Genomic DNA, 21,169 nt, shown 5'->3' on the forward strand with positions numbered 1-21,169 from the left:
CTAAAGAGAAGCGGCTCAGTGATTACTGATGTTCCAACCGAAGTTGAAACGAATTGACTGTGCCGATACCTAAGTATCGATTTGGTCACTCAGTTCACTGATAAAATCTTTGATGACTGTATCATTGTCGAGTGCCCACACAGATTGCATGGTCAAATTGTTAAAGAACGTTGACTTTCAAGGCTTTAGCGCATTTCGCTTCAGCAAGTCAGGATGCGTATAATACGCTTCCCTCATTTCAAGTCAAGACAAAATTTTCATCTTTTTTCATCCCGGTTTATACCCGGTCAAAAGCAAAAAACTCTGTCTTGACTCCGCTCCTACCCGCAGGTCGGGAGCGAAGAAAAAGCCCGTCGCCGGACGGGCTTTTCTGAATAAGGAGCCTGGCGATGTCCTACTCTCACATGGGGAGACCCCACACTACCATCGGCGCTGCTGCGTTTCACGTCTGAGTTCGGCATGGGATCAGGTGGGTCCACAGCGCTATGGTCGCCAAGCAAAATTTGTTCAACAATCTTGGAAAATCTGACTTAAGTTCTCAGCACATCATTCAAGTGCTTATGGAGTCCGCTAAAAACCCCTTGGGTGTTGTATGGTTAAGCCTCACGGGCAATTAGTACAGGTTAGCTGAGCGCCTCACAACGCTTACACACCCTGCCTATCAACGTTCTAGTCTCGAACAGCCCTTCAGGAGGCTTAAAGCCTCAGGGATGACTCATCTCAGGGCTCGCTTCCCGCTTAGATGCTTTCAGCGGTTATCGATGCCGAACTTAGCTACCGGGCAATGCGTCTGGCGACACAACCCGAACACCAGCGGTTCGTTCACTCCGGTCCTCTCGTACTAGGAGCAACTCCCTTCAATCATCCAGCGCCCACGGCAGATAGGGACCGAACTGTCTCACGACGTTCTAAACCCAGCTCGCGTACCACTTTAAATGGCGAACAGCCATACCCTTGGGACCGACTTCAGCCCCAGGATGTGATGAGCCGACATCGAGGTGCCAAACACCGCCGTCGATATGAACTCTTGGGCGGTATCAGCCTGTTATCCCCGGAGTACCTTTTATCCGTTGAGCGATGGCCCTTCCATTCAGAACCACCGGATCACTATGACCTGCTTTCGCACCTGCTCGAACCGTCATTCTCGCAGTTAAGCGGGCTTATGCCATTGCACTAACCTCACGATGTCCGACCGTGATTAGCCCACCTTCGTGCTCCTCCGTTACGCTTTGGGAGGAGACCGCCCCAGTCAAACTACCCACCAGGCACTGTCCGCACCCCGGATAACGGGGCGACGTTAGAACATCAACACGACAAGGGTGGTATTTCAAGGACGGCTCCACAGATACTGGCGTACCTGCTTCGAAGCCTCCCACCTATCCTACACATGTAGGGTCAATGTTCAGTGCCAAGCTGTAGTAAAGGTTCACGGGGTCTTTCCGTCTAGCCGCGGGTACGCAGCATCTTCACTGCGATTTCAATTTCACTGAGTCTCGGGTGGAGACAGCGTGGCCATCATTACGCCATTCGTGCAGGTCGGAACTTACCCGACAAGGAATTTCGCTACCTTAGGACCGTTATAGTTACGGCCGCCGTTTACCGGGGCTTCGATCAAGAGCTTCTCCGAAGATAACCCCATCAATTAACCTTCCGGCACCGGGCAGGCGTCACACCGTATACGTCATCTTTCGATTTTGCACAGTGCTGTGTTTTTAATAAACAGTTGCAGCCACCTGGTATCTGCGACTCTCAGTAGCTCCATCCGCGAGGGACTTCACCGCCAAGAGCGTACCTTCTCCCGAAGTTACGGTACCATTTTGCCTAGTTCCTTCACCCGAGTTCTCTCAAGCGCCTTGGTATTCTCTACCCGACCACCTGTGTCGGTTTGGGGTACGATTGCTTATTATCTGAAGCTTAGAGGCTTTTCCCGGAAGCATGGCATCAATGACTTCATCACCGTAGTGACTCGACATCGGGTCTCAGCCTTAATGCAGAACCGGATTTGCCTAATTCTGCAGCCTACACCCTTAAACCAGGACAACCGTCGCCTGGCCCACCTAGCCTTCTCCGTCCCCCCATCGCAATAATAAGCAGTACGGGAATATTAACCCGTTTCCCATCGACTACGCCTTTCGGCCTCGCCTTAGGGGTCGACTTACCCTGCCCCGATTAACGTTGGACAGGAACCCTTGGTCTTCCGGCGAGGGGGTTTTTCACCCCCTTTGTCGTTACTCATGTCAGCATTCGCACTTCTGATACGTCCAGCATGCCTTACAGCACACCTTCAACCGCTTACAGAACGCTCCCCTACCCAATACAATAAATTGCATTGCCGCAGCTTCGGTGTATCACTTAGCCCCGTTAAATCTTCCGCGCAGGCCGACTCGACCAGTGAGCTATTACGCTTTCTTTAAATGATGGCTGCTTCTAAGCCAACATCCTGGCTGTCTGAGCCTTCCCACATCGTTTCCCACTTAGTGATACTTTGGGACCTTAGCTGGCGGTCTGGGTTGTTTCCCTCTCCACGACGGACGTTAGCACCCGCCGTGTGTCTCCCGGATAGTACTTACTGGTATTCGGAGTTTGCAAAGGGTTGGTAAGTCGGGATGACCCCCTAGCCTTAACAGTGCTCTACCCCCAGTAGTATTCGTCCGAGGCGCTACCTAAATAGCTTTCGGGGAGAACCAGCTATCTCCAGGTTTGATTGGCCTTTCACCCCTAGCCACAAGTCATCCGCTAATTTTTCAACATTAGTCGGTTCGGTCCTCCAGTAAGTGTTACCTCACCTTCAACCTGCCCATGGCTAGATCACCTGGTTTCGGGTCTAATCCCAGCAACTGTACGCCCAGTTAAGACTCGGTTTCCCTACGGCTCCCCTATACGGTTAACCTTGCTACTGAAATTAAGTCGCTGACCCATTATACAAAAGGTACGCAGTCACAGGACAAGCCTGCTCCTACTGCTTGTACGTACACGGTTTCAGGTTCTGTTTCACTCCCCTCACAGGGGTTCTTTTCGCCTTTCCCTCACGGTACTGGTTCACTATCGGTCAGTCAGGAGTATTTAGCCTTGGAGGATGGTCCCCCCATGTTCAGACAGGATAACACGTGTCCCGTCCTACTCGTTTTCACGTCTAAAGCATCGTCGGTTACGGGGCTGTCACCCTGTATCGCGGCCCTTTCCAGGGACCTTCACCTGACACTAAACACGCTTAAGGGCTAATCCGGTTTCGCTCGCCGCTACTGCCGGAATCTCGGTTGATTTCTCTTCCTCGGGGTACTTAGATGTTTCAGTTCCCCCGGTTCGCCTCATCAGGCTATGTATTCACCTGATGATAACTGCTTATGCAGCTGGGTTTCCCCATTCGGAAATCGGTGACTCAAGTGGCTCTTACTGCCTCATCACCGCTTATCGCAAGTTAGTACGTCCTTCATCGCCTCTGACTGCCCAGGCATCCACCGTGTACGCTTAGTCACTTAACCATACAACCCCAAGAGGTTTCGTATGTTCAAACAACCAAGGTTGTGTCTCTGACAAAGAGACAATTGGTTTATTCGCCGGACTCTTACACAAGACACTTGAATGTGTATTGCTTGAGAACTCTGTTTCTCTCGAAACAGTTTTTGATTCAATCTTTAAGATTGAATTACTAGTCAGCTTTCCAGATTGTTAAAGAGCATTGTGAATTATCGACAGATAACCACTTTCTAAAGATTCTCGGGGAAAACCCTTAAAGAGTGGTGGAGCTAAGCAGGATCGAACTGCTGACCTCCTGCGTGCAAGGCAGGCGCTCTCCCAGCTGAGCTATAGCCCCATCGAGTATTGCAAGAGTGTTGAACCACTGTATTTGGGAAGACAGTGGTGGGTCTGAGTGGACTTGAACCACCGACCTCACCCTTATCAGGGGTGCGCTCTAACCACCTGAGCTACAGACCCTTCTCTTGCGCTCTTAACTATTTCGACCAAGCAATCTGTGTGGACACTGCGTCAACGACACAGTCTTTAGGTAAGGAGGTGATCCAGCCCCAGGTTCCCCTAGGGCTACCTTGTTACGACTTCACCCCAGTCATGAACCACACCGTGGTAAACGCCCTCCCGAAGGTTAAGCTATCTACTTCTGGTGCAGCCCACTCCCATGGTGTGACGGGCGGTGTGTACAAGGCCCGGGAACGTATTCACCGTGGCATTCTGATCCACGATTACTAGCGATTCCGACTTCATGGAGTCGAGTTGCAGACTCCAATCCGGACTACGACGTACTTTGTGGGATTCGCTCACTATCGCTAGCTTGCCGCCCTCTGTATACGCCATTGTAGCACGTGTGTAGCCCTACTCGTAAGGGCCATGATGACTTGACGTCGTCCCCACCTTCCTCCGGTTTATCACCGGCAGTCTCCCTGGAGTTCCCACCCGAAGTGCTGGCAAACAAGGATAAGGGTTGCGCTCGTTGCGGGACTTAACCCAACATTTCACAACACGAGCTGACGACAGCCATGCAGCACCTGTCTCAGAGTTCCCGAAGGCACCAATCCATCTCTGGAAAGTTCTCTGGATGTCAAGAGTAGGTAAGGTTCTTCGCGTTGCATCGAATTAAACCACATGCTCCACCGCTTGTGCGGGCCCCCGTCAATTCATTTGAGTTTTAATCTTGCGACCGTACTCCCCAGGCGGTCTACTTAACGCGTTAGCTCCGAAAGCCAGTGTTCAAGACACCAACCTCCAAGTAGACATCGTTTACGGCGTGGACTACCAGGGTATCTAATCCTGTTTGCTCCCCACGCTTTCGCATCTGAGCGTCAGTCTTTGTCCAGGGGGCCGCCTTCGCCACCGGTATTCCTTCAGATCTCTACGCATTTCACCGCTACACCTGAAATTCTACCCCCCTCTACAAGACTCTAGCATGCCAGTTCCAAATGCGATTCCGAGGTTGAGCCCCGGGCTTTCACATCTGGCTTAACACGCCGCCTGCATGCGCTTTACGCCCAGTAATTCCGATTAACGCTCGCACCCTCCGTATTACCGCGGCTGCTGGCACGGAGTTAGCCGGTGCTTCTTCTGCAGCTAACGTCAAAGATGAGCACTATTAATACTCACCTCTTCCTCACTGCTGAAAGTGCTTTACAACCCGAAGGCCTTCTTCACACACGCGGCATGGCTGCATCAGGGTTTCCCCCATTGTGCAATATTCCCCACTGCTGCCTCCCGTAGGAGTCTGGACCGTGTCTCAGTTCCAGTGTGGCTGATCATCCTCTCAGACCAGCTAGGGATCGTCGCCTAGGTGAGCCCTTACCCCACCTACTAGCTAATCCCACCTGGGCCAATCTTAGCGCGCGAGGCCCGAAGGTCCCCCGCTTTGGTCCGAAGACATTATGCGGTATTAGCCATCGTTTCCAATGGTTATCCCCCACACTAAGGCATGTTCCCAGGCATTACTCACCCGTCCGCCGCTCGCCGCCCATCAACGCACCCGAAGGATTGTTGATGTCGCTGCCGCTCGACTTGCATGTGTTAGGCCTGCCGCCAGCGTTCAATCTGAGCCATGATCAAACTCTTCAATTAAAGTTTTGTTGCCTCTCTAAAGAGAAGCGGCTCAGTGATTACTGATGTTCCAACCGAAGTTGAAACGAATTGACTGTGCCGATACCTAAGTATCGATTTGGTCACTCAGTTCACTGATAAAATCTTTGATGACTGTATCATTGTCGAGTGCCCACACAGATTGCATGGTCAAATTGTTAAAGAACGTTGACTTTCAAGGCTTTAGCGCATTTCGCTTCAGCAAGTCAGGACGCGTATAATACGCTTCCCTCATTTCAAGTCAAGACAAAATTTTCATCTTTTTTCATCCCGGTTTATACCCGGTCAAAAGCAAAAAACTCTGTCTTGACTCCGCTCCTACCCGCAGGTCGGGAGCGAAGAAAAAGCCCGTCGCCGGACGGGCTTTTCTGAATAAGGAGCCTGGCGATGTCCTACTCTCACATGGGGAGACCCCACACTACCATCGGCGCTGCTGCGTTTCACGTCTGAGTTCGGCATGGGATCAGGTGGGTCCGCAACGCTATGGTCGCCAAGCAAAATTTGTTCAACAATCTTGGAAAATCTGACTTAAGTTCTCAGCACATCATTCAAGTGCTTATGGAGTCCGCTAAAACCCCTTGGGTGTTGTATGGTTAAGCCTCACGGGCAATTAGTACAGGTTAGCTGAGCGCCTCACAACGCTTACACACCCTGCCTATCAACGTTCTAGTCTCGAACAGCCCTTCAGGAGGCTTAAAGCCTCAGGGATGACTCATCTCAGGGCTCGCTTCCCGCTTAGATGCTTTCAGCGGTTATCGATGCCGAACTTAGCTACCGGGCAATGCGTCTGGCGACACAACCCGAACACCAGCGGTTCGTTCACTCCGGTCCTCTCGTACTAGGAGCAACTCCCTTCAATCATCCAGCGCCCACGGCAGATAGGGACCGAACTGTCTCACGACGTTCTAAACCCAGCTCGCGTACCACTTTAAATGGCGAACAGCCATACCCTTGGGACCGACTTCAGCCCCAGGATGTGATGAGCCGACATCGAGGTGCCAAACACCGCCGTCGATATGAACTCTTGGGCGGTATCAGCCTGTTATCCCCGGAGTACCTTTTATCCGTTGAGCGATGGCCCTTCCATTCAGAACCACCGGATCATTATGACCTGCTTTCGCACCTGCTCGAACCGTCATTCTCGCAGTTAAGCGGGCTTATGCCATTGCACTAACCTCACGATGTCCGACCGTGATTAGCCCACCTTCGTGCTCCTCCGTTACGCTTTGGGAGGAGACCGCCCCAGTCAAACTACCCACCAGGCACTGTCCGCACCCCGGATAACGGGGCGACGTTAGAACATCAACACGACAAGGGTGGTATTTCAAGGACGGCTCCACAGATACTGGCGTACCTGCTTCGAAGCCTCCCACCTATCCTACACATGTAGGGTCAATGTTCAGTGCCAAGCTGTAGTAAAGGTTCACGGGGTCTTTCCGTCTAGCCGCGGGTACGCAGCATCTTCACTGCGATTTCAATTTCACTGAGTCTCGGGTGGAGACAGCGTGGCCATCATTACGCCATTCGTGCAGGTCGGAACTTACCCGACAAGGAATTTCGCTACCTTAGGACCGTTATAGTTACGGCCGCCGTTTACCGGGGCTTCGATCAAGAGCTTCTCCGAAGATAACCCCATCAATTAACCTTCCGGCACCGGGCAGGCGTCACACCGTATACGTCATCTTTCGATTTTGCACAGTGCTGTGTTTTTAATAAACAGTTGCAGCCACCTGGTATCTGCGACTCTCAGTAGCTCCATCCGCGAGGGACTTCACCGCCAAGAGCGTACCTTCTCCCGAAGTTACGGTACCATTTTGCCTAGTTCCTTCACCCGAGTTCTCTCAAGCGCCTTGGTATTCTCTACCCGACCACCTGTGTCGGTTTGGGGTACGATTGCTTATTATCTGAAGCTTAGAGGCTTTTCCCGGAAGCATGGCATCAATGACTTCATCACCGTAGTGACTCGACATCGGGTCTCAGCCTTAATGCAGAACCGGATTTGCCTAATTCTGCAGCCTACACCCTTAAACCAGGACAACCGTCGCCTGGCCCACCTAGCCTTCTCCGTCCCCCCATCGCAATAATAAGCAGTACGGGAATATTAACCCGTTTCCCATCGACTACGCCTTTCGGCCTCGCCTTAGGGGTCGACTTACCCTGCCCCGATTAACGTTGGACAGGAACCCTTGGTCTTCCGGCGAGGGGGTTTTTCACCCCCTTTGTCGTTACTCATGTCAGCATTCGCACTTCTGATACGTCCAGCATGCCTTACAGCACACCTTCAACCGCTTACAGAACGCTCCCCTACCCAATACAATAAATTGCATTGCCGCAGCTTCGGTGTATCACTTAGCCCCGTTAAATCTTCCGCGCAGGCCGACTCGACCAGTGAGCTATTACGCTTTCTTTAAATGATGGCTGCTTCTAAGCCAACATCCTGGCTGTCTGAGCCTTCCCACATCGTTTCCCACTTAGTGATACTTTGGGACCTTAGCTGGCGGTCTGGGTTGTTTCCCTCTCCACGACGGACGTTAGCACCCGCCGTGTGTCTCCCGGATAGTACTTACTGGTATTCGGAGTTTGCAAAGGGTTGGTAAGTCGGGATGACCCCCTAGCCTTAACAGTGCTCTACCCCCAGTAGTATTCGTCCGAGGCGCTACCTAAATAGCTTTCGGGGAGAACCAGCTATCTCCAGGTTTGATTGGCCTTTCACCCCTAGCCACAAGTCATCCGCTAATTTTTCAACATTAGTCGGTTCGGTCCTCCAGTAAGTGTTACCTCACCTTCAACCTGCCCATGGCTAGATCACCTGGTTTCGGGTCTAATCCCAGCAACTGTACGCCCAGTTAAGACTCGGTTTCCCTACGGCTCCCCTATACGGTTAACCTTGCTACTGAAATTAAGTCGCTGACCCATTATACAAAAGGTACGCAGTCACAGGACAAGCCTGCTCCTACTGCTTGTACGTACACGGTTTCAGGTTCTGTTTCACTCCCCTCACAGGGGTTCTTTTCGCCTTTCCCTCACGGTACTGGTTCACTATCGGTCAGTCAGGAGTATTTAGCCTTGGAGGATGGTCCCCCCATGTTCAGACAGGATAACACGTGTCCCGTCCTACTCGTTTTCACGTCTAAAGCATCGTCGGTTACGGGGCTGTCACCCTGTATCGCGGCCCTTTCCAGGGACCTTCACCTGACACTAAACACGCTTAAGGGCTAATCCGGTTTCGCTCGCCGCTACTGCCGGAATCTCGGTTGATTTCTCTTCCTCGGGGTACTTAGATGTTTCAGTTCCCCCGGTTCGCCTCATCAGGCTATGTATTCACCTGATGATAACTGCTTATGCAGCTGGGTTTCCCCATTCGGAAATCGGTGACTCAAGTGGCTCTTACTGCCTCATCACCGCTTATCGCAAGTTAGTACGTCCTTCATCGCCTCTGACTGCCCAGGCATCCACCGTGTACGCTTAGTCACTTAACCATACAACCCCAAGAGGTTTCGTATGTTCAAACAACCAAGGTTGAGTCTCTGACAAAGAGACAATTGGTTTATTCGCCGGACTCTTACACAAGACACTTGAATGTGTATTGCTTGAGAACTCTGTTTCTCTCGAAACAGTTTTTGATTCAATCTTTAAGATTGAATTACTAGTCAGCTTTCCAGATTGTTAAAGAGCATTGTGAATTATCGACAGATAACCACTTTCTAAAGATTCTCGGGGAAAACCCTTAAAGAGTGGTGGAGCTAAGCAGGATCGAACTGCTGACCTCCTGCGTGCAAGGCAGGCGCTCTCCCAGCTGAGCTATAGCCCCATCGAGTATTGCAAGAGTGTTGAACCACTGTATTTGGGAAGACAGTGGTGGGTCTGAGTGGACTTGAACCACCGACCTCACCCTTATCAGGGGTGCGCTCTAACCACCTGAGCTACAGACCCTTCTCTTGCGCTCTTAACTATTTCGACCAAGCAATCTGTGTGGACACTGCGTCAACGACACAGTCTTTAGGTAAGGAGGTGATCCAGCCCCAGGTTCCCCTAGGGCTACCTTGTTACGACTTCACCCCAGTCATGAACCACACCGTGGTAAACGCCCTCCCGAAGGTTAAGCTATCTACTTCTGGTGCAGCCCACTCCCATGGTGTGACGGGCGGTGTGTACAAGGCCCGGGAACGTATTCACCGTGGCATTCTGATCCACGATTACTAGCGATTCCGACTTCATGGAGTCGAGTTGCAGACTCCAATCCGGACTACGACGTACTTTGTGGGATTCGCTCACTATCGCTAGCTCGCCGCCCTCTGTATACGCCATTGTAGCACGTGTGTAGCCCTACTCGTAAGGGCCATGATGACTTGACGTCGTCCCCACCTTCCTCCGGTTTATCACCGGCAGTCTCCCTGGAGTTCCCACCCGAAGTGCTGGCAAACAAGGATAAGGGTTGCGCTCGTTGCGGGACTTAACCCAACATTTCACAACACGAGCTGACGACAGCCATGCAGCACCTGTCTCAGAGTTCCCGAAGGCACCAATCCATCTCTGGAAAGTTCTCTGGATGTCAAGAGTAGGTAAGGTTCTTCGCGTTGCATCGAATTAAACCACATGCTCCACCGCTTGTGCGGGCCCCCGTCAATTCATTTGAGTTTTAATCTTGCGACCGTACTCCCCAGGCGGTCTACTTAACGCGTTAGCTCCGAAAGCCAGTGTTCAAGACACCAACCTCCAAGTAGACATCGTTTACGGCGTGGACTACCAGGGTATCTAATCCTGTTTGCTCCCCACGCTTTCGCATCTGAGCGTCAGTCTTTGTCCAGGGGGCCGCCTTCGCCACCGGTATTCCTTCAGATCTCTACGCATTTCACCGCTACACCTGAAATTCTACCCCCCTCTACAAGACTCTAGCATGCCAGTTCCAAATGCGATTCCGAGGTTGAGCCCCGGGCTTTCACATCTGGCTTAACACGCCGCCTGCATGCGCTTTACGCCCAGTAATTCCGATTAACGCTCGCACCCTCCGTATTACCGCGGCTGCTGGCACGGAGTTAGCCGGTGCTTCTTCTGCAGCTAACGTCAAAGATGAGCACTATTAATACTCACCTCTTCCTCACTGCTGAAAGTGCTTTACAACCCGAAGGCCTTCTTCACACACGCGGCATGGCTGCATCAGGGTTTCCCCCATTGTGCAATATTCCCCACTGCTGCCTCCCGTAGGAGTCTGGACCGTGTCTCAGTTCCAGTGTGGCTGATCATCCTCTCAGACCAGCTAGGGATCGTCGCCTAGGTGAGCCATTACCCCACCTACTAGCTAATCCCACCTGGGCCAATCTTAGCGCGCGAGGCCCGAAGGTCCCCCGCTTTGCTCCGTAGAGATTATGCGGTATTAGCCATCGTTTCCAATGGTTATCCCCCACACTAAGGCATGTTCCCAGGCATTACTCACCCGTCCGCCGCTCGCCGCCCATCAACGCACCCGAAGGATTGTTGATGTCGCTGCCGCTCGACTTGCATGTGTTAGGCCTGCCGCCAGCGTTCAATCTGAGCCATGATCAAACTCTTCAATTAAAGTTTTGTTGCTTCTCCAAAGAGAAGCGGCTCAGTGATTACTGATGTTCCAACCGAAGTTGAAACGAATTGACTGTGCCGATACCTAAGTATCGATTTGGTCACTCAGTTCACTGATAAAATCTTTGATGACTGTATCATTGTCGAGTGCCCACACAGATTGCATGGTCAAATTGTTAAAGAACGTTGACTTACGATTAACTCGTCAGTCAGAGGCTGCGTATGATACCGAGCCAATTTTCTTAGTCAAGGATTATTTTCAAATTATTTTTTGAAAACCTTCTTAACCAAGCCCTCACTAAACAAAACATCAAGATTTAAGGCTTTGACCCAAATCTCTCAGTGAGGGTGCGCATTTTACAAAAACAAAAAACACTGTCAATCAGATTTTTCAGTTCTTTTTGCGCCCTTTCAGTTCATCACAAGTTATACACAAGTTACGAAGAACTTATTCAAAACCTGCTCTGCCCTGTCAGTGAGGCGGCATTATAGAGAGCTTACTGATAACGACAAGTGTTTTTTGATGATTTTATTGCAACTGACTACCTTTTGCGCTGAAGCTGATAAAAAACACAGAAAACCGCCAAAGGATATGCTATGCAGAAGATAATTGATCGAACTGAAAAGGAAGATGTAAACACTGATCAAACGATAAGCTCTGGTGAAGCAGAAGAACAACCCGCCGGGATAGCCCCGACGGCAGAACAACATTTACTTATAACTGACCAGAAAAGAAGGATTCAGTAACTCTTCCCTATGGTATTGCAACGGCTCTTGATTCAATAAGGTGACAGATGCACCGGCACTCTCTGCTATACATTGTCCGGCAGCAGTATCCCACATCATGGTTGGCCCTAAACGCGGGTAGAATTGCGCCCTTCCTTCAGCGACTAAACAAAATTTCAGAGAAGATCCCACCTCTGTCATTTTGTGTTGCCCCAGCTTATCAAGAAAGCCGGCCATCTCCGGACTTGGATGGGAGCGACTACCCACCACAGTCGGCACTGTTGCTTCTCTCACCCGAATCGGCTCCCGACCTGCCTTAGTATGCAGCCAGGCTTTACTGCCATCTCCCAGCCAGGTTTTCCCCAAAGCAGGCGCATGGACTACGGCAAGCACGGGCTTACCGTCTTTAATCAAAGCAATGTTCACGGTGAATTCGCCGTTTTTCCGCAGAAACTCTTTTGTTCCATCAAGCGGGTCCACCAGCCAGAATGATTGCCAGTGCTGACGGTCACGCCATTCAGTATGCGCAGATTCCTCAGAAAGAATGGGAATATCAGGAGTAAGCTGTAATAAATGGCGGACGATCACTGCATTGGCCGCTAAATCAGCTTCAGTAACCGGACTCTTATCCGCCTTTTCCTCTACCTGGACATTGCTGTGATAGCTGTCCATGATGGCTTGACCTGCTTCCAGTGCAATCTGATAGATAGACTCCAGTAATGCGCTCACGCTGTACTCCTTGTCTTAGATAATGTGACGCTGTTTTAATGCTTCCACGCACAGAGTCACCAGCTCATCAACCGATGCATTGCCCGCTTGCAGATGAATCTCAGGATTCGCCGGCGGCTGATATTCAGAATCAATGCCGGTAAAGTCTTTAATCTCTCCCGCTCTGGCTTTCTTATACAGCCCTTTCGGATCGCGCTTTTCACACTCCGCCAACGGGGTATCCACGAAGACTTCAATGAATTCTCCCTCAGGCAGGAGTTCACGAACCAGCTGTCGCTCAGCTCTATGAGGAGAGATAAACGCGGTCAGTACGATCAGACCAGCATCCGCCATCAGCTTAGCCACTTCCCCGATGCGTCGAATGTTTTCCTTACGATCCTCAGCAGAGAAACCCAGATCCTTACACAGGCCATGACGGACATTATCGCCATCCAGCAGATAAGTATGGAAGCCCTGTTCAGCCAGGCGATTTTCCAACGCGCCGGCCACCGTCGATTTGCCAGCACCGCTCAACCCGGTAAACCACAGCACGCAGGGGCTCTGATTTTTTAACTGAGCACGGTGTGCTTTATCTGTCTGGTGATTGTGCCAGACCACGTTTTCATTTTCATGGGGTTGAACGACAGCGGTCATTTTACACTCCGTTGCTAAAACACATTAAAAAGGAAAGAACTGCGGGATCAGGGCTAATACAACCACTGAGTACATCACGGAAAACGGCAATCCGATCCGTAGATAATCTCGCAACTTATAGTTGCCTACGGTGTAAACGAGCAAATTCGTCTGATAACCATAAGGTGAAATAAAACTGGCACTGGCACCAAACAACACCGCCATAATAAACGGCATCGGATCGACCCCATAGCTCAGTGCCAGACTGTACGCCAAGGGGAAAGACAAGGCTGCCGCAGCATTGTTCGTCACCAGCTCAGTCATCAGCAAGGTCAGCAGATACACGGCCACTAGCCCGCCGTAGACGCCCCAGCCATTAAAGGACGTCATCATGATATTGCCCATCCGCTCAGACAGGCCACTGGCAAGCATCAGTTGTGCCAATGATAACGCCGAGCCGACAATCACCACGATATCAATAGGAAAACGGCGACGAATTTCAGCAAAGCTGATAATACCGGTTGCCAGTAACAGTAACAAATAACCGGCCAAACCTTTGATCAGAGGTAAAACATCCAACAGGCCAGCAGTAATCACGGCAACGAAACCACCGAGCACGGCCATACTCTTGGTGCTGTCCAGGCGGGCACTGGAATCCAGGCCGTTGATCAGTACAAATTCACGATTTAACGTCTGCTTTTTCTCGTGAAAGGTCTTGCCGGGTACAATCACCAGCGTATCACCGGGATGCAATTCAATATTACCCAGCCCACCGGCCAGACGTTCATGGCCGCGACGGATCGCCACCACCACAGCATCAAAACGTTCACGGAACTGCACGCTTTTCAGCGTTTTACCCCGAATACCGGCTGAATGACTGACCACCACTTCCATCATGGACTGCCCATTGAGATGGTGCTGGCCAAATAACCTCAGCCCGTCTATTTCCTGTAAGGTCGTGACACTTTCAATATCACCACAGAACAGCAGTCTGTCACTGGCTTGCAATACCGTCTCGGGGCACACAGGGGCAATTGTCTTGCCGTCACGAATGATTTCCGCCAGAAACAAGCGGCGCAGTGCCCGTAAACCATTTTCAGCGACCGACTTGCCAACCAGTGATGAGGTCGGTTCTATTTTGGCTTCCAGAAAGTACGGCAGTTCATCCTGGCTGCTGTCATCATAATTAGGAAGAAAGTGGCTGAGGGGGATCAAGAAAACCAGCCCGACCAGCAATACAGCCAGTCCAATCATTGATGGCGCAAAAAAGCCCAGACTTGGTAATCCTGCATCTTCGACAAAGCTGTTGACAATCAGATTGGTCGAGGTACCAATCAGGGTCAGCGTACCGCCTAATATGGCGGTATAAGACAATGGGATTAACAAACGAGACGGCGCATGGCGCTGATTACGCTTTACGGCGCCAATCAAGGACACCACCACGGCCGTGTTATTGGTAAAGGAAGACAGGAAGGCCGTCGACAGGCCAAGTTTGGCCACCACAGACGTTTGTCCTCCCTGAGAAATCTGGCGCCCGACCCAACTGATCAGGCGCGTTTTTTCAAGAGCAATGGAAACAAGGATCAGCAGGACCAGAGTCAGCAACGACGCGTTGGTGAAATTACCCGCCAAAGTTGACAGCTCTATCATCCCGGTCTGAAAACCAATAAAGGCTGTACCTGCAAACAAATAGGCAGGTTTGATTCTGGTGGCGATCAAACAGGTTATGATCACCACCAGCATCGCCAGTACCAGAGCTTGTTCCCATGCCATTGGCATTACCCCAGCAACTTACTGAGATCTTGGGCACCCCAGTGCGGGAAGTGCTTGCGGATCAGCGCGTTGAGTTCAACTTCAAAAGCGCTGTATGCCTGCTGAGACGGTGCAGATTCCGTCAGCGCCTCGCGCACCATACCAGCACCGACCGTCACATTAGTCAGGCGATCAATCAGAATAAAACCACCGGTATCGGCACAGTTCTGATAAGAATCGATCGCAATCGACTCATTGAGCACCACTTCGCACAGACCAATGCCATTGAGAGGCAGCACATCGGTGGCAAAGGTGTCCAGGTTGTTGATATCCACCTGATGGCGAATCGCACTGACCGAGCCGAGCGTTTTCTTACCGGCCACTTTGATATCGTATTGACGACCGATTTCCAATGGTGATTCTGCCATCCAGACAATGTCGGCCAATAGTTGGTTGCTAAGGGCCACTTCGTCACCGGCATGAACAATCGTGTCACCGCGGCTGATATCAATTTCATCGTTCAGGGTCAGCGTGATTGCCTGCCCAGAATGCGCCTGCTCCAGATCACCGTCAAAAGTCACAATCCGGGCAACCGTGGAAGATTTACCTGAAGGCAAGACTTTCACCGCATCCCCGACGGACACAGTACCGGAAGCCAATGTGCCCGCGAAACCGCGGAAGTCCAGGTTCGGACGGTTCACATATTGCACAGGAAAGCGTAATTCGCCGTCCACTTTTTTGTTGATTTCAACGTTTTCCAGCAATGACAGCAGCGGCTCGCCCTCATACCAGGGCGTGTGCTCGCTTGCCGTGACGACATTGTCGCCTTCAAGCGCCGACAGCGGGACCAGCTGGATATTGATATCAGCATTAAGCTTTTCAGCAAACGCCAGATAATCATCCCGGATTTGCTCGAAGCGGGCCTGCTCAAAACCGACCAGATCCATCTTGTTGACGGCCACTACAAACTGGCGGATCCCCAGCAGGCTGGCAATATAAGAGTGACGACGGGTCTGATCCAGAACACCTTTACGGGCATCAATCAGGATCACCGCCACATCGCACGTAGAGGCCCCTGTCGCCATGTTGCGGGTGTACTGCTCATGCCCCGGGGTGTCTGCAATGATGAACTTACGTTTCTGGGTCGAGAAATACCGGTAAGCCACATCAATAGTGATGCCCTGCTCACGCTCCGCCTGCAGACCGTCAACCAGCAATGCCAGATCCGGCTTACTGCCTGTGGTGCCCACTTTCTGGCTGTCCGCATGAATAGCGGCCAGTTGATCTTCATAAATTTGCTGTGAATCGTGCAGCAGACGACCAATCAGCGTACTTTTGCCGTCATCCACTGAACCACAGGTCAGGAAACGAAGCAGAGACTTGTTCTGGTGCTGATCTAGGTAAGCTTCAATGCCCAGCTCAGCTACTTGTTGTTGAATTGCGCTGTTCATGTCCCGACTCCTTAGAAATAACCCTGACGTTTCTTCAATTCCATTGATCCTGACTGATCGTGGTCGATCGCCCGTCCCTGACGCTCACTGGAGGTCGCCACCAGCATTTCTTCGATGATCTCAGGCAAGGTTTTGGCCTCAGATTCAATCGCCCCGGTCAGCGGGTAACAACCCAGAGTACGGAAGCGAACGCTCTTGTGTTCAATCTGCTCTCCCGGACGCAGCTTCATGCGGTCATCATCCACCATGATCAGCATGCCGTCGCGATCAACCACAGGACGTTCCTGAGACAGGTAGAGCGGCACGATATCGATGCCTTCCAGGTAGATGTATTGCCAGATATCAAGCTCAGTCCAGTTCGACAGCGGGAACACACGGATGCTTTCGCCTTTGTTGATCTGGCCGTTATAGGTCTTCCATAACTCAGGGCGCTGGTTTTTCGGATCCCAGGTATGGTTCTTGTCGCGAAAAGAGTACACACGCTCTTTGGCACGGGATTTCTCTTCGTCACGACGGGCGCCACCAAAGGCGGCGTCAAAACCGTACTTGTTCAGTGCCTGCTTAAGGCCCTGGGTTTTCATAATATCGGTATGCTTTGACGAGCCATGATCGAACGGGTTGATCCCCATTGCCATGCCTTCCGGGTTTTTATGCACCAGCAGGTCAAACCCGTATTTCTTCGCTGTCGCATCGCGAAACTCAATCATTTCGCGGAATTTCCAGTCAGTATCGACATGCAACAGCGGAAAAGGGATTTTGCCCGGATAAAAAGCTTTGCGGGCCAGATGCAGCATCACCGAGGAATCTTTACCGATGGAGTACATCATCACAGGGTTATCAAACTCAGCGGCCACTTCACGGATGATATGAATACTCTCCGCTTCGAGCTGCTTAAGGTGGGTAAGGCGTTTCGGATCCATCTTTCTCTCCATGTTAAGCCAGGCTCACGACAGCGGGGTGTGGTTGCCCTTGTTGTTCCTGCTTTCCGAACCAATGTAATTTATCCGCCAGAGTCACCACTTCACCCACCACAATGAGTGACGGCGATTCTGCATTTTCTGCCAGTTGAGCCAGCTCGCTCAGTTGGCCTCTGAAGACTTTTTGCGATGCCTGCGTGCCACGCTCGATAATTGCAATCGGCGTTTCTGCTGCACGGCCATGCTGAATCAGTTGTTGCTGGATATGGCTTGATTTCATCAGCCCCATATAAATCACCAGCGTCTGCTTACCACGGGCCAGTGTCGACCAATCAAGATTATCGCTGTCCGGCTTGGTATGACCGGTAATAAACATGGCACTTTGTGCGTGATCTCTGTGCGTCAGAGGAATACCGGCATACGCCGTAGCACCGGCTGCGGCCGTAATACCCGGCACAACCTGGAACGGGATACCGGCATCAAACAGCACTTCCAGCTCTTCAGCACCGCGGCCGAAAATAAAAGGATCGCCGCCTTTCAGGCGAACCACCCGCTTGCCCTGACTGGCATATTCCACCAGCAAGCGGTTGGTTTCTTCCTGCGGCACACTGTGATAACCGGCGCGTTTGCCAACACAGACCAGCTCCGCATCACGGCGTACCAGATCCATGATTTCGTCCGATACCAGATAGTCATACAGCACTACATCGGCCTGCTGCATCAGCTGCAGCGCACGCAGGGTCAGCAAACCGGCATCACCGGGGCCAGAGCCAATCAGTGCCACCTGACCCTGAGTCGCAACCTGCTGGGACTGGCGGATCAATTCCTGCTCAGCGTCTTTATCTTGCCCGGCGGCAACCAGTTCTGCGAAACGGCCGTCAAATACCTGCTCCCAAAACAAACGACGGGCAGAGAGGCTTTTCACTGAATTCTTCAGGCGATCGCGAAACTGGCCTGCCAAAGTTGCCATCTTGCCAAGGTGCTGAGGCAGCAAGGCTTCCAGCTTCTCACGAACCATACGCGCCAGTACCGGCGCTTTGCCAGAAGATGAAATAGCCACAATAAGAGGAGAGCGATCAACAATGGATGGCACGATAAAGCTGCAGCGCTGGGTATCATCGACTACATTCACTAAAACCTGACGCTGGTTCGCCGACTGGTACACCAGCGCATTAATGGCTTTGCGATCGGTTGCTGCAATCGCCAGAAAAATACCGTCAAGGTGCTCTGGTATAAATTGCTCAGCAAGATGCGAGATGTCGCCGTTATTTAACGCCTGCAGAAAATCGGCATTAAGTTCAGGAGCAATGACACGAACGTCGGCACCGGCTTTGAGCAGCATCCGGGTTTTACGCCAGGCCACTTCTCCACCGCCTACCACCAGGCATGGACGACGCTTTAAATCGGCAAAAATAGGTAAATAGTCCATAGTCACTGCTCTTACTCTCTGTACGTAACAGCACTATAGACGGGGCAGGATATTACCTGAAATTCTAAAATTTCATTTTTTATTCCCAAAAGTTTAGCTTGGCGGACTGAACCGCCCTGTGTGAACAATCCATCCGGATATGACAGCGAATCTCTCCTAACTCCGTATAAAACAATCACTTTCTCGATTTTTTACATCAAAAAAAGCTTATCTTATGCCTTTAAGATCTAACTCTGACATCAATTGCCTGCCCTTGAACACGGCAGTTTTAAAACGACCCCATTGCATATGACCAGGAAACACACACAGGTCACATATCTGACAAGCGGTTGCATTTCAGCGGCAGTATTTTTGCTACTTTTAGCGCGTTAACTTCTTCATAAAGACGGTGAAATCATGTCCTTAAGAGCAAAACCGCTTTCACTTGCCATACTGGGCGCACTGCTAACAGCTGCTGCTCCAGCACTGGCAGACACTATTGAGCTGCGCATTCTTGAAACCACAGACATTCACGCCAATGTCATGGACTACGACTACTACAAAGATAAAGCAACCGAGAAAACCGGGCTGGTCCGTACCGCAACCCTAATTGAGCAGGCCAGGCGCGAAGTTGCAAACAGTGTGCTGGTTGATAACGGCGATCTGATTCAGGGCAGCCCGATGGGAGACTACATCGCGGCGAAAGGTCTGGCAGACGGTAGTGTTCACCCTGTCTATAAAGCCATGAACCCGCTCGATTACGAAGTCGGCAACATAGGGAACCATGAATTCAACTACGGGCTGGATTTCCTGCAAGCGGCATTAAAAGGCGCAAACTTCCCCTATATCAATGCCAATGTTTACGACCTCAAGACAGGGGAAAACCTCTTTACCCCTTATCTGATTAAAACCTATCGCCTGAAAGATACCGACGGCGCAGCGCATGACATCAAGATAGGCTACATCGGCTTTGTGCCGCCGCAAATTATGACCTGGGATAAAAAGAACCTGGAAGGCAAAGTCAGCGCCAGAGACATCAAGCAAACGGCTGACTATTTCGTGCCTAAGATGAAAGCAGAAGGCGCTGATGTCATCGTCGCGATTCCGCATTCTGGCGTGTCTGCCGATCCTTACCAAGCGATGGCGGAAAACTCGGTTTATTACCTGACAGAAGTGAAAGGCATTGATGCGATCGCTTTCGGCCATGCCCACGCCGTCTTTCCGAGCCAAACCTTTGCCAGCCTGCCCAATACGGACATCGCCAAAGGCACAATCAATGGTGTCGCGGCGGTCATGCCCGGCCGCTGGGGCGATCATCTGGGGGTGATCGATCTGGTACTGACCCGGCAAAATGGCAAGTGGACGGTGACTGAGCGTCAAACCCAGGCCCGCCCGATATTTGCCGATGGTAAAGCACAGGTAGCAGCGGACAGTAAACTGGTCGCAGCCGTGAAGGCGGATCACAAGGGAACGCGAGAATTCGTCAACCAGCCAATCGGTCAAGCCAGTGACGTGATGTACAGCTATCTGGCGCTGGTACAGGATGATCCGACCGTACAGATAGTGAACCTGGCACAGAAAGATTACGTCGAGCGCTTTATTCAGGGCGATCCGGATTTAGACGGCCTGCCTGTGCTGTCGGCAGCCGCCCCGTTCAAGGCGGGCGGCCGGGCGAACGATCCGGGCAACTACACCGAAGTGGAAGCCGGCCAGCTGACCTTCCGCAACGCAGCGGATCTGTACCTGTACCCCAACACCCTGGTGGCGCTGAAAGTGACAGGGAAAGAAGTCAAAGAGTGGCTGGAGTGCTCTGCCGGACAATTTAACCAGATCGACCTCAGCTCAAGCGCACCGCAGTCGCTGATCAACTGGGAAGACTTCCGTACTTATAATTTTGATGTGATTGACGGTGTTCAATACCAGATAGATGTCTCACAGCCCGCCCGTTACGATGGTGACTGCAAGCTGATCAACCCGGAAGCTGAGCGTATTCAACAGCTGACCTATCAGGGCAAAGCGCTTGATCCGGCCCAAAACTTTATTATTGCGACCAACAATTACCGCGCCTACAGTGGCAAGTTTGCCGGCACAGGCGAGCAGCATATCGCTTTTGCAGCGCCGGACGAAAACCGCACTGTGCTGGCCAGCTACATCAGCCGGGTCAGCAAAGAGAAAGGGCAGGTGACACCGAGTGCCGACAACAACTGGCGCTTTGCTCCGCTTAAGAGCAACACACCACTGGATATCCGTTTTGAAACTTCACCGAGCAACAAAGCGGCATCCTTTATCAAAAACAAAGGCCAGTATCCGATGCAGCAAGTGGCTACTGATGCGGCCGGCTTTGCGGTTTACCGGATTGACCTGCAACACTGACATCAAAACCTATACGATGTCCCGATACCGCGGCCAATGGCCGCGGTATTTTTTGGTAAGCTAGATAA

General features: G+C 51.6%; 7 protein-coding genes, 4 tRNA genes and 6 rRNA genes. 1 reads left to right on the forward strand and 16 read right to left on the reverse strand.

Features of this window, described 5'->3' with window-relative positions:
- Nucleotides 1-381 precede the first annotated feature (381 nt).
- The 16 genes from rrf (LN341_RS13760) to cysG all read right to left on the reverse strand — a co-directional run bounded on the left by rrf (LN341_RS13760) (nucleotide 382) and on the right by cysG (nucleotide 18,749).
- Nucleotides 382-497 (reverse strand): 5S ribosomal RNA (rrf, locus tag LN341_RS13760).
- A gap of 95 nt (nucleotides 498-592) precedes the next feature.
- Nucleotides 593-3,482, reverse strand: a 23S ribosomal RNA gene (locus tag LN341_RS13765).
- A 256-nt stretch (nucleotides 3,483-3,738) separates the two neighbouring features.
- A tRNA-Ala gene (locus LN341_RS13770) sits at nucleotides 3,739-3,814 on the reverse strand.
- A 45-nt stretch (nucleotides 3,815-3,859) separates the two neighbouring features.
- Nucleotides 3,860-3,936: transfer RNA gene (locus tag LN341_RS13775), tRNA-Ile, on the reverse strand.
- A 71-nt stretch (nucleotides 3,937-4,007) separates the two neighbouring features.
- Nucleotides 4,008-5,559: ribosomal RNA gene (locus tag LN341_RS13780) — 16S ribosomal RNA — on the reverse strand.
- Between the two features lie 397 nt (nucleotides 5,560-5,956).
- Nucleotides 5,957-6,072, reverse strand: a 5S ribosomal RNA gene (rrf, locus tag LN341_RS13785).
- A 94-nt stretch (nucleotides 6,073-6,166) separates the two neighbouring features.
- Nucleotides 6,167-9,056: ribosomal RNA gene (locus LN341_RS13790) — 23S ribosomal RNA — on the reverse strand.
- A gap of 256 nt (nucleotides 9,057-9,312) precedes the next feature.
- Nucleotides 9,313-9,388, reverse strand: a tRNA-Ala gene (locus tag LN341_RS13795).
- Between the two features lie 45 nt (nucleotides 9,389-9,433).
- Nucleotides 9,434-9,510, reverse strand: a tRNA-Ile gene (locus LN341_RS13800).
- A gap of 71 nt (nucleotides 9,511-9,581) precedes the next feature.
- A 16S ribosomal RNA gene (locus LN341_RS13805) occupies nucleotides 9,582-11,133 on the reverse strand.
- The 16S, 23S and 5S rRNA genes sit together here with 4 tRNA genes alongside, the layout of an rRNA operon.
- Nucleotides 11,134-11,844: 711 nt before the next feature.
- Nucleotides 11,845-12,588, reverse strand: coding sequence for a 3'(2'),5'-bisphosphate nucleotidase CysQ (gene cysQ / locus LN341_RS13810; protein WP_046222399.1), 744 nt, complete (start codon nucleotides 12,586-12,588; stop codon nucleotides 11,845-11,847).
- Nucleotides 12,589-12,603: 15 nt separating this feature from the next.
- Nucleotides 12,604-13,221 carry an adenylyl-sulfate kinase gene (cysC, locus tag LN341_RS13815; RefSeq protein ID WP_046222400.1) on the reverse strand — a complete coding sequence of 206 codons (618 nt, stop codon included), beginning with the start codon at nucleotides 13,219-13,221 and terminating at the stop codon, nucleotides 12,604-12,606.
- Between the two features lie 24 nt (nucleotides 13,222-13,245).
- On the reverse strand, nucleotides 13,246-14,973 hold the full coding sequence (locus tag LN341_RS13820) for an SLC13 family permease (protein WP_046222401.1): 1,728 nt from the start codon (nucleotides 14,971-14,973) through the stop codon (nucleotides 13,246-13,248).
- A 5-nt stretch (nucleotides 14,974-14,978) separates the two neighbouring features.
- On the reverse strand, nucleotides 14,979-16,403 hold the full coding sequence (gene cysN / locus LN341_RS13825; protein WP_234203599.1) for a sulfate adenylyltransferase subunit CysN: 1,425 nt from the start codon (nucleotides 16,401-16,403) through the stop codon (nucleotides 14,979-14,981).
- 11 nt (nucleotides 16,404-16,414) lie between these two features.
- Nucleotides 16,415-17,323: a sulfate adenylyltransferase subunit CysD gene (gene cysD / locus LN341_RS13830; protein WP_046222403.1), complete on the reverse strand. Its 909-nt coding sequence runs from the start codon at nucleotides 17,321-17,323 to the stop codon at nucleotides 16,415-16,417.
- 13 nt (nucleotides 17,324-17,336) lie between these two features.
- Complete coding sequence (gene cysG / locus LN341_RS13835) at nucleotides 17,337-18,749, reverse strand: siroheme synthase CysG (protein ID WP_046222404.1); 1,413 nt, start codon at nucleotides 18,747-18,749, stop codon at nucleotides 17,337-17,339.
- A gap of 396 nt (nucleotides 18,750-19,145) precedes the next feature.
- On the opposite strand from cysG, the gene LN341_RS13840 reads away from it, so the two are divergent.
- A complete protein-coding gene (locus LN341_RS13840; RefSeq protein WP_234203600.1) occupies nucleotides 19,146-21,101 on the forward strand; it encodes a bifunctional 2',3'-cyclic-nucleotide 2'-phosphodiesterase/3'-nucleotidase in 1,956 nt (651 codons plus the stop codon).
- Nucleotides 21,102-21,169: the final 68 nt, after the last annotated feature.

The organism is Photobacterium sp. TLY01 (genome assembly GCF_021432065.1).
Classification (GTDB): Bacteria; Pseudomonadota; Gammaproteobacteria; order Enterobacterales; family Vibrionaceae; genus Photobacterium; species Photobacterium halotolerans_A.

Bases quoted from the DNA above. Each gene is read 5' to 3' on its own strand.
- LN341_RS13840 (WP_234203600.1), top strand. From the start codon at position 19,146: ATGTCCTTAAGAGCAAAACCGCTTTCACTTGCCATACTGGGCGCACTG.
- cysC (WP_046222400.1), bottom strand. From the start codon at position 13,221: ATGACCGCTGTCGTTCAACCCCATGAAAATGAAAACGTGGTCTGGCAC.
- cysD (WP_046222403.1), bottom strand. From the start codon at position 17,323: ATGGATCCGAAACGCCTTACCCACCTTAAGCAGCTCGAAGCGGAGAGT.
- cysG (WP_046222404.1), bottom strand. From the start codon at position 18,749: ATGGACTATTTACCTATTTTTGCCGATTTAAAGCGTCGTCCATGCCTG.
- LN341_RS13820 (WP_046222401.1), bottom strand. From the start codon at position 14,973: ATGGCATGGGAACAAGCTCTGGTACTGGCGATGCTGGTGGTGATCATA.
- cysN (WP_234203599.1), bottom strand. From the start codon at position 16,403: ATGAACAGCGCAATTCAACAACAAGTAGCTGAGCTGGGCATTGAAGCT.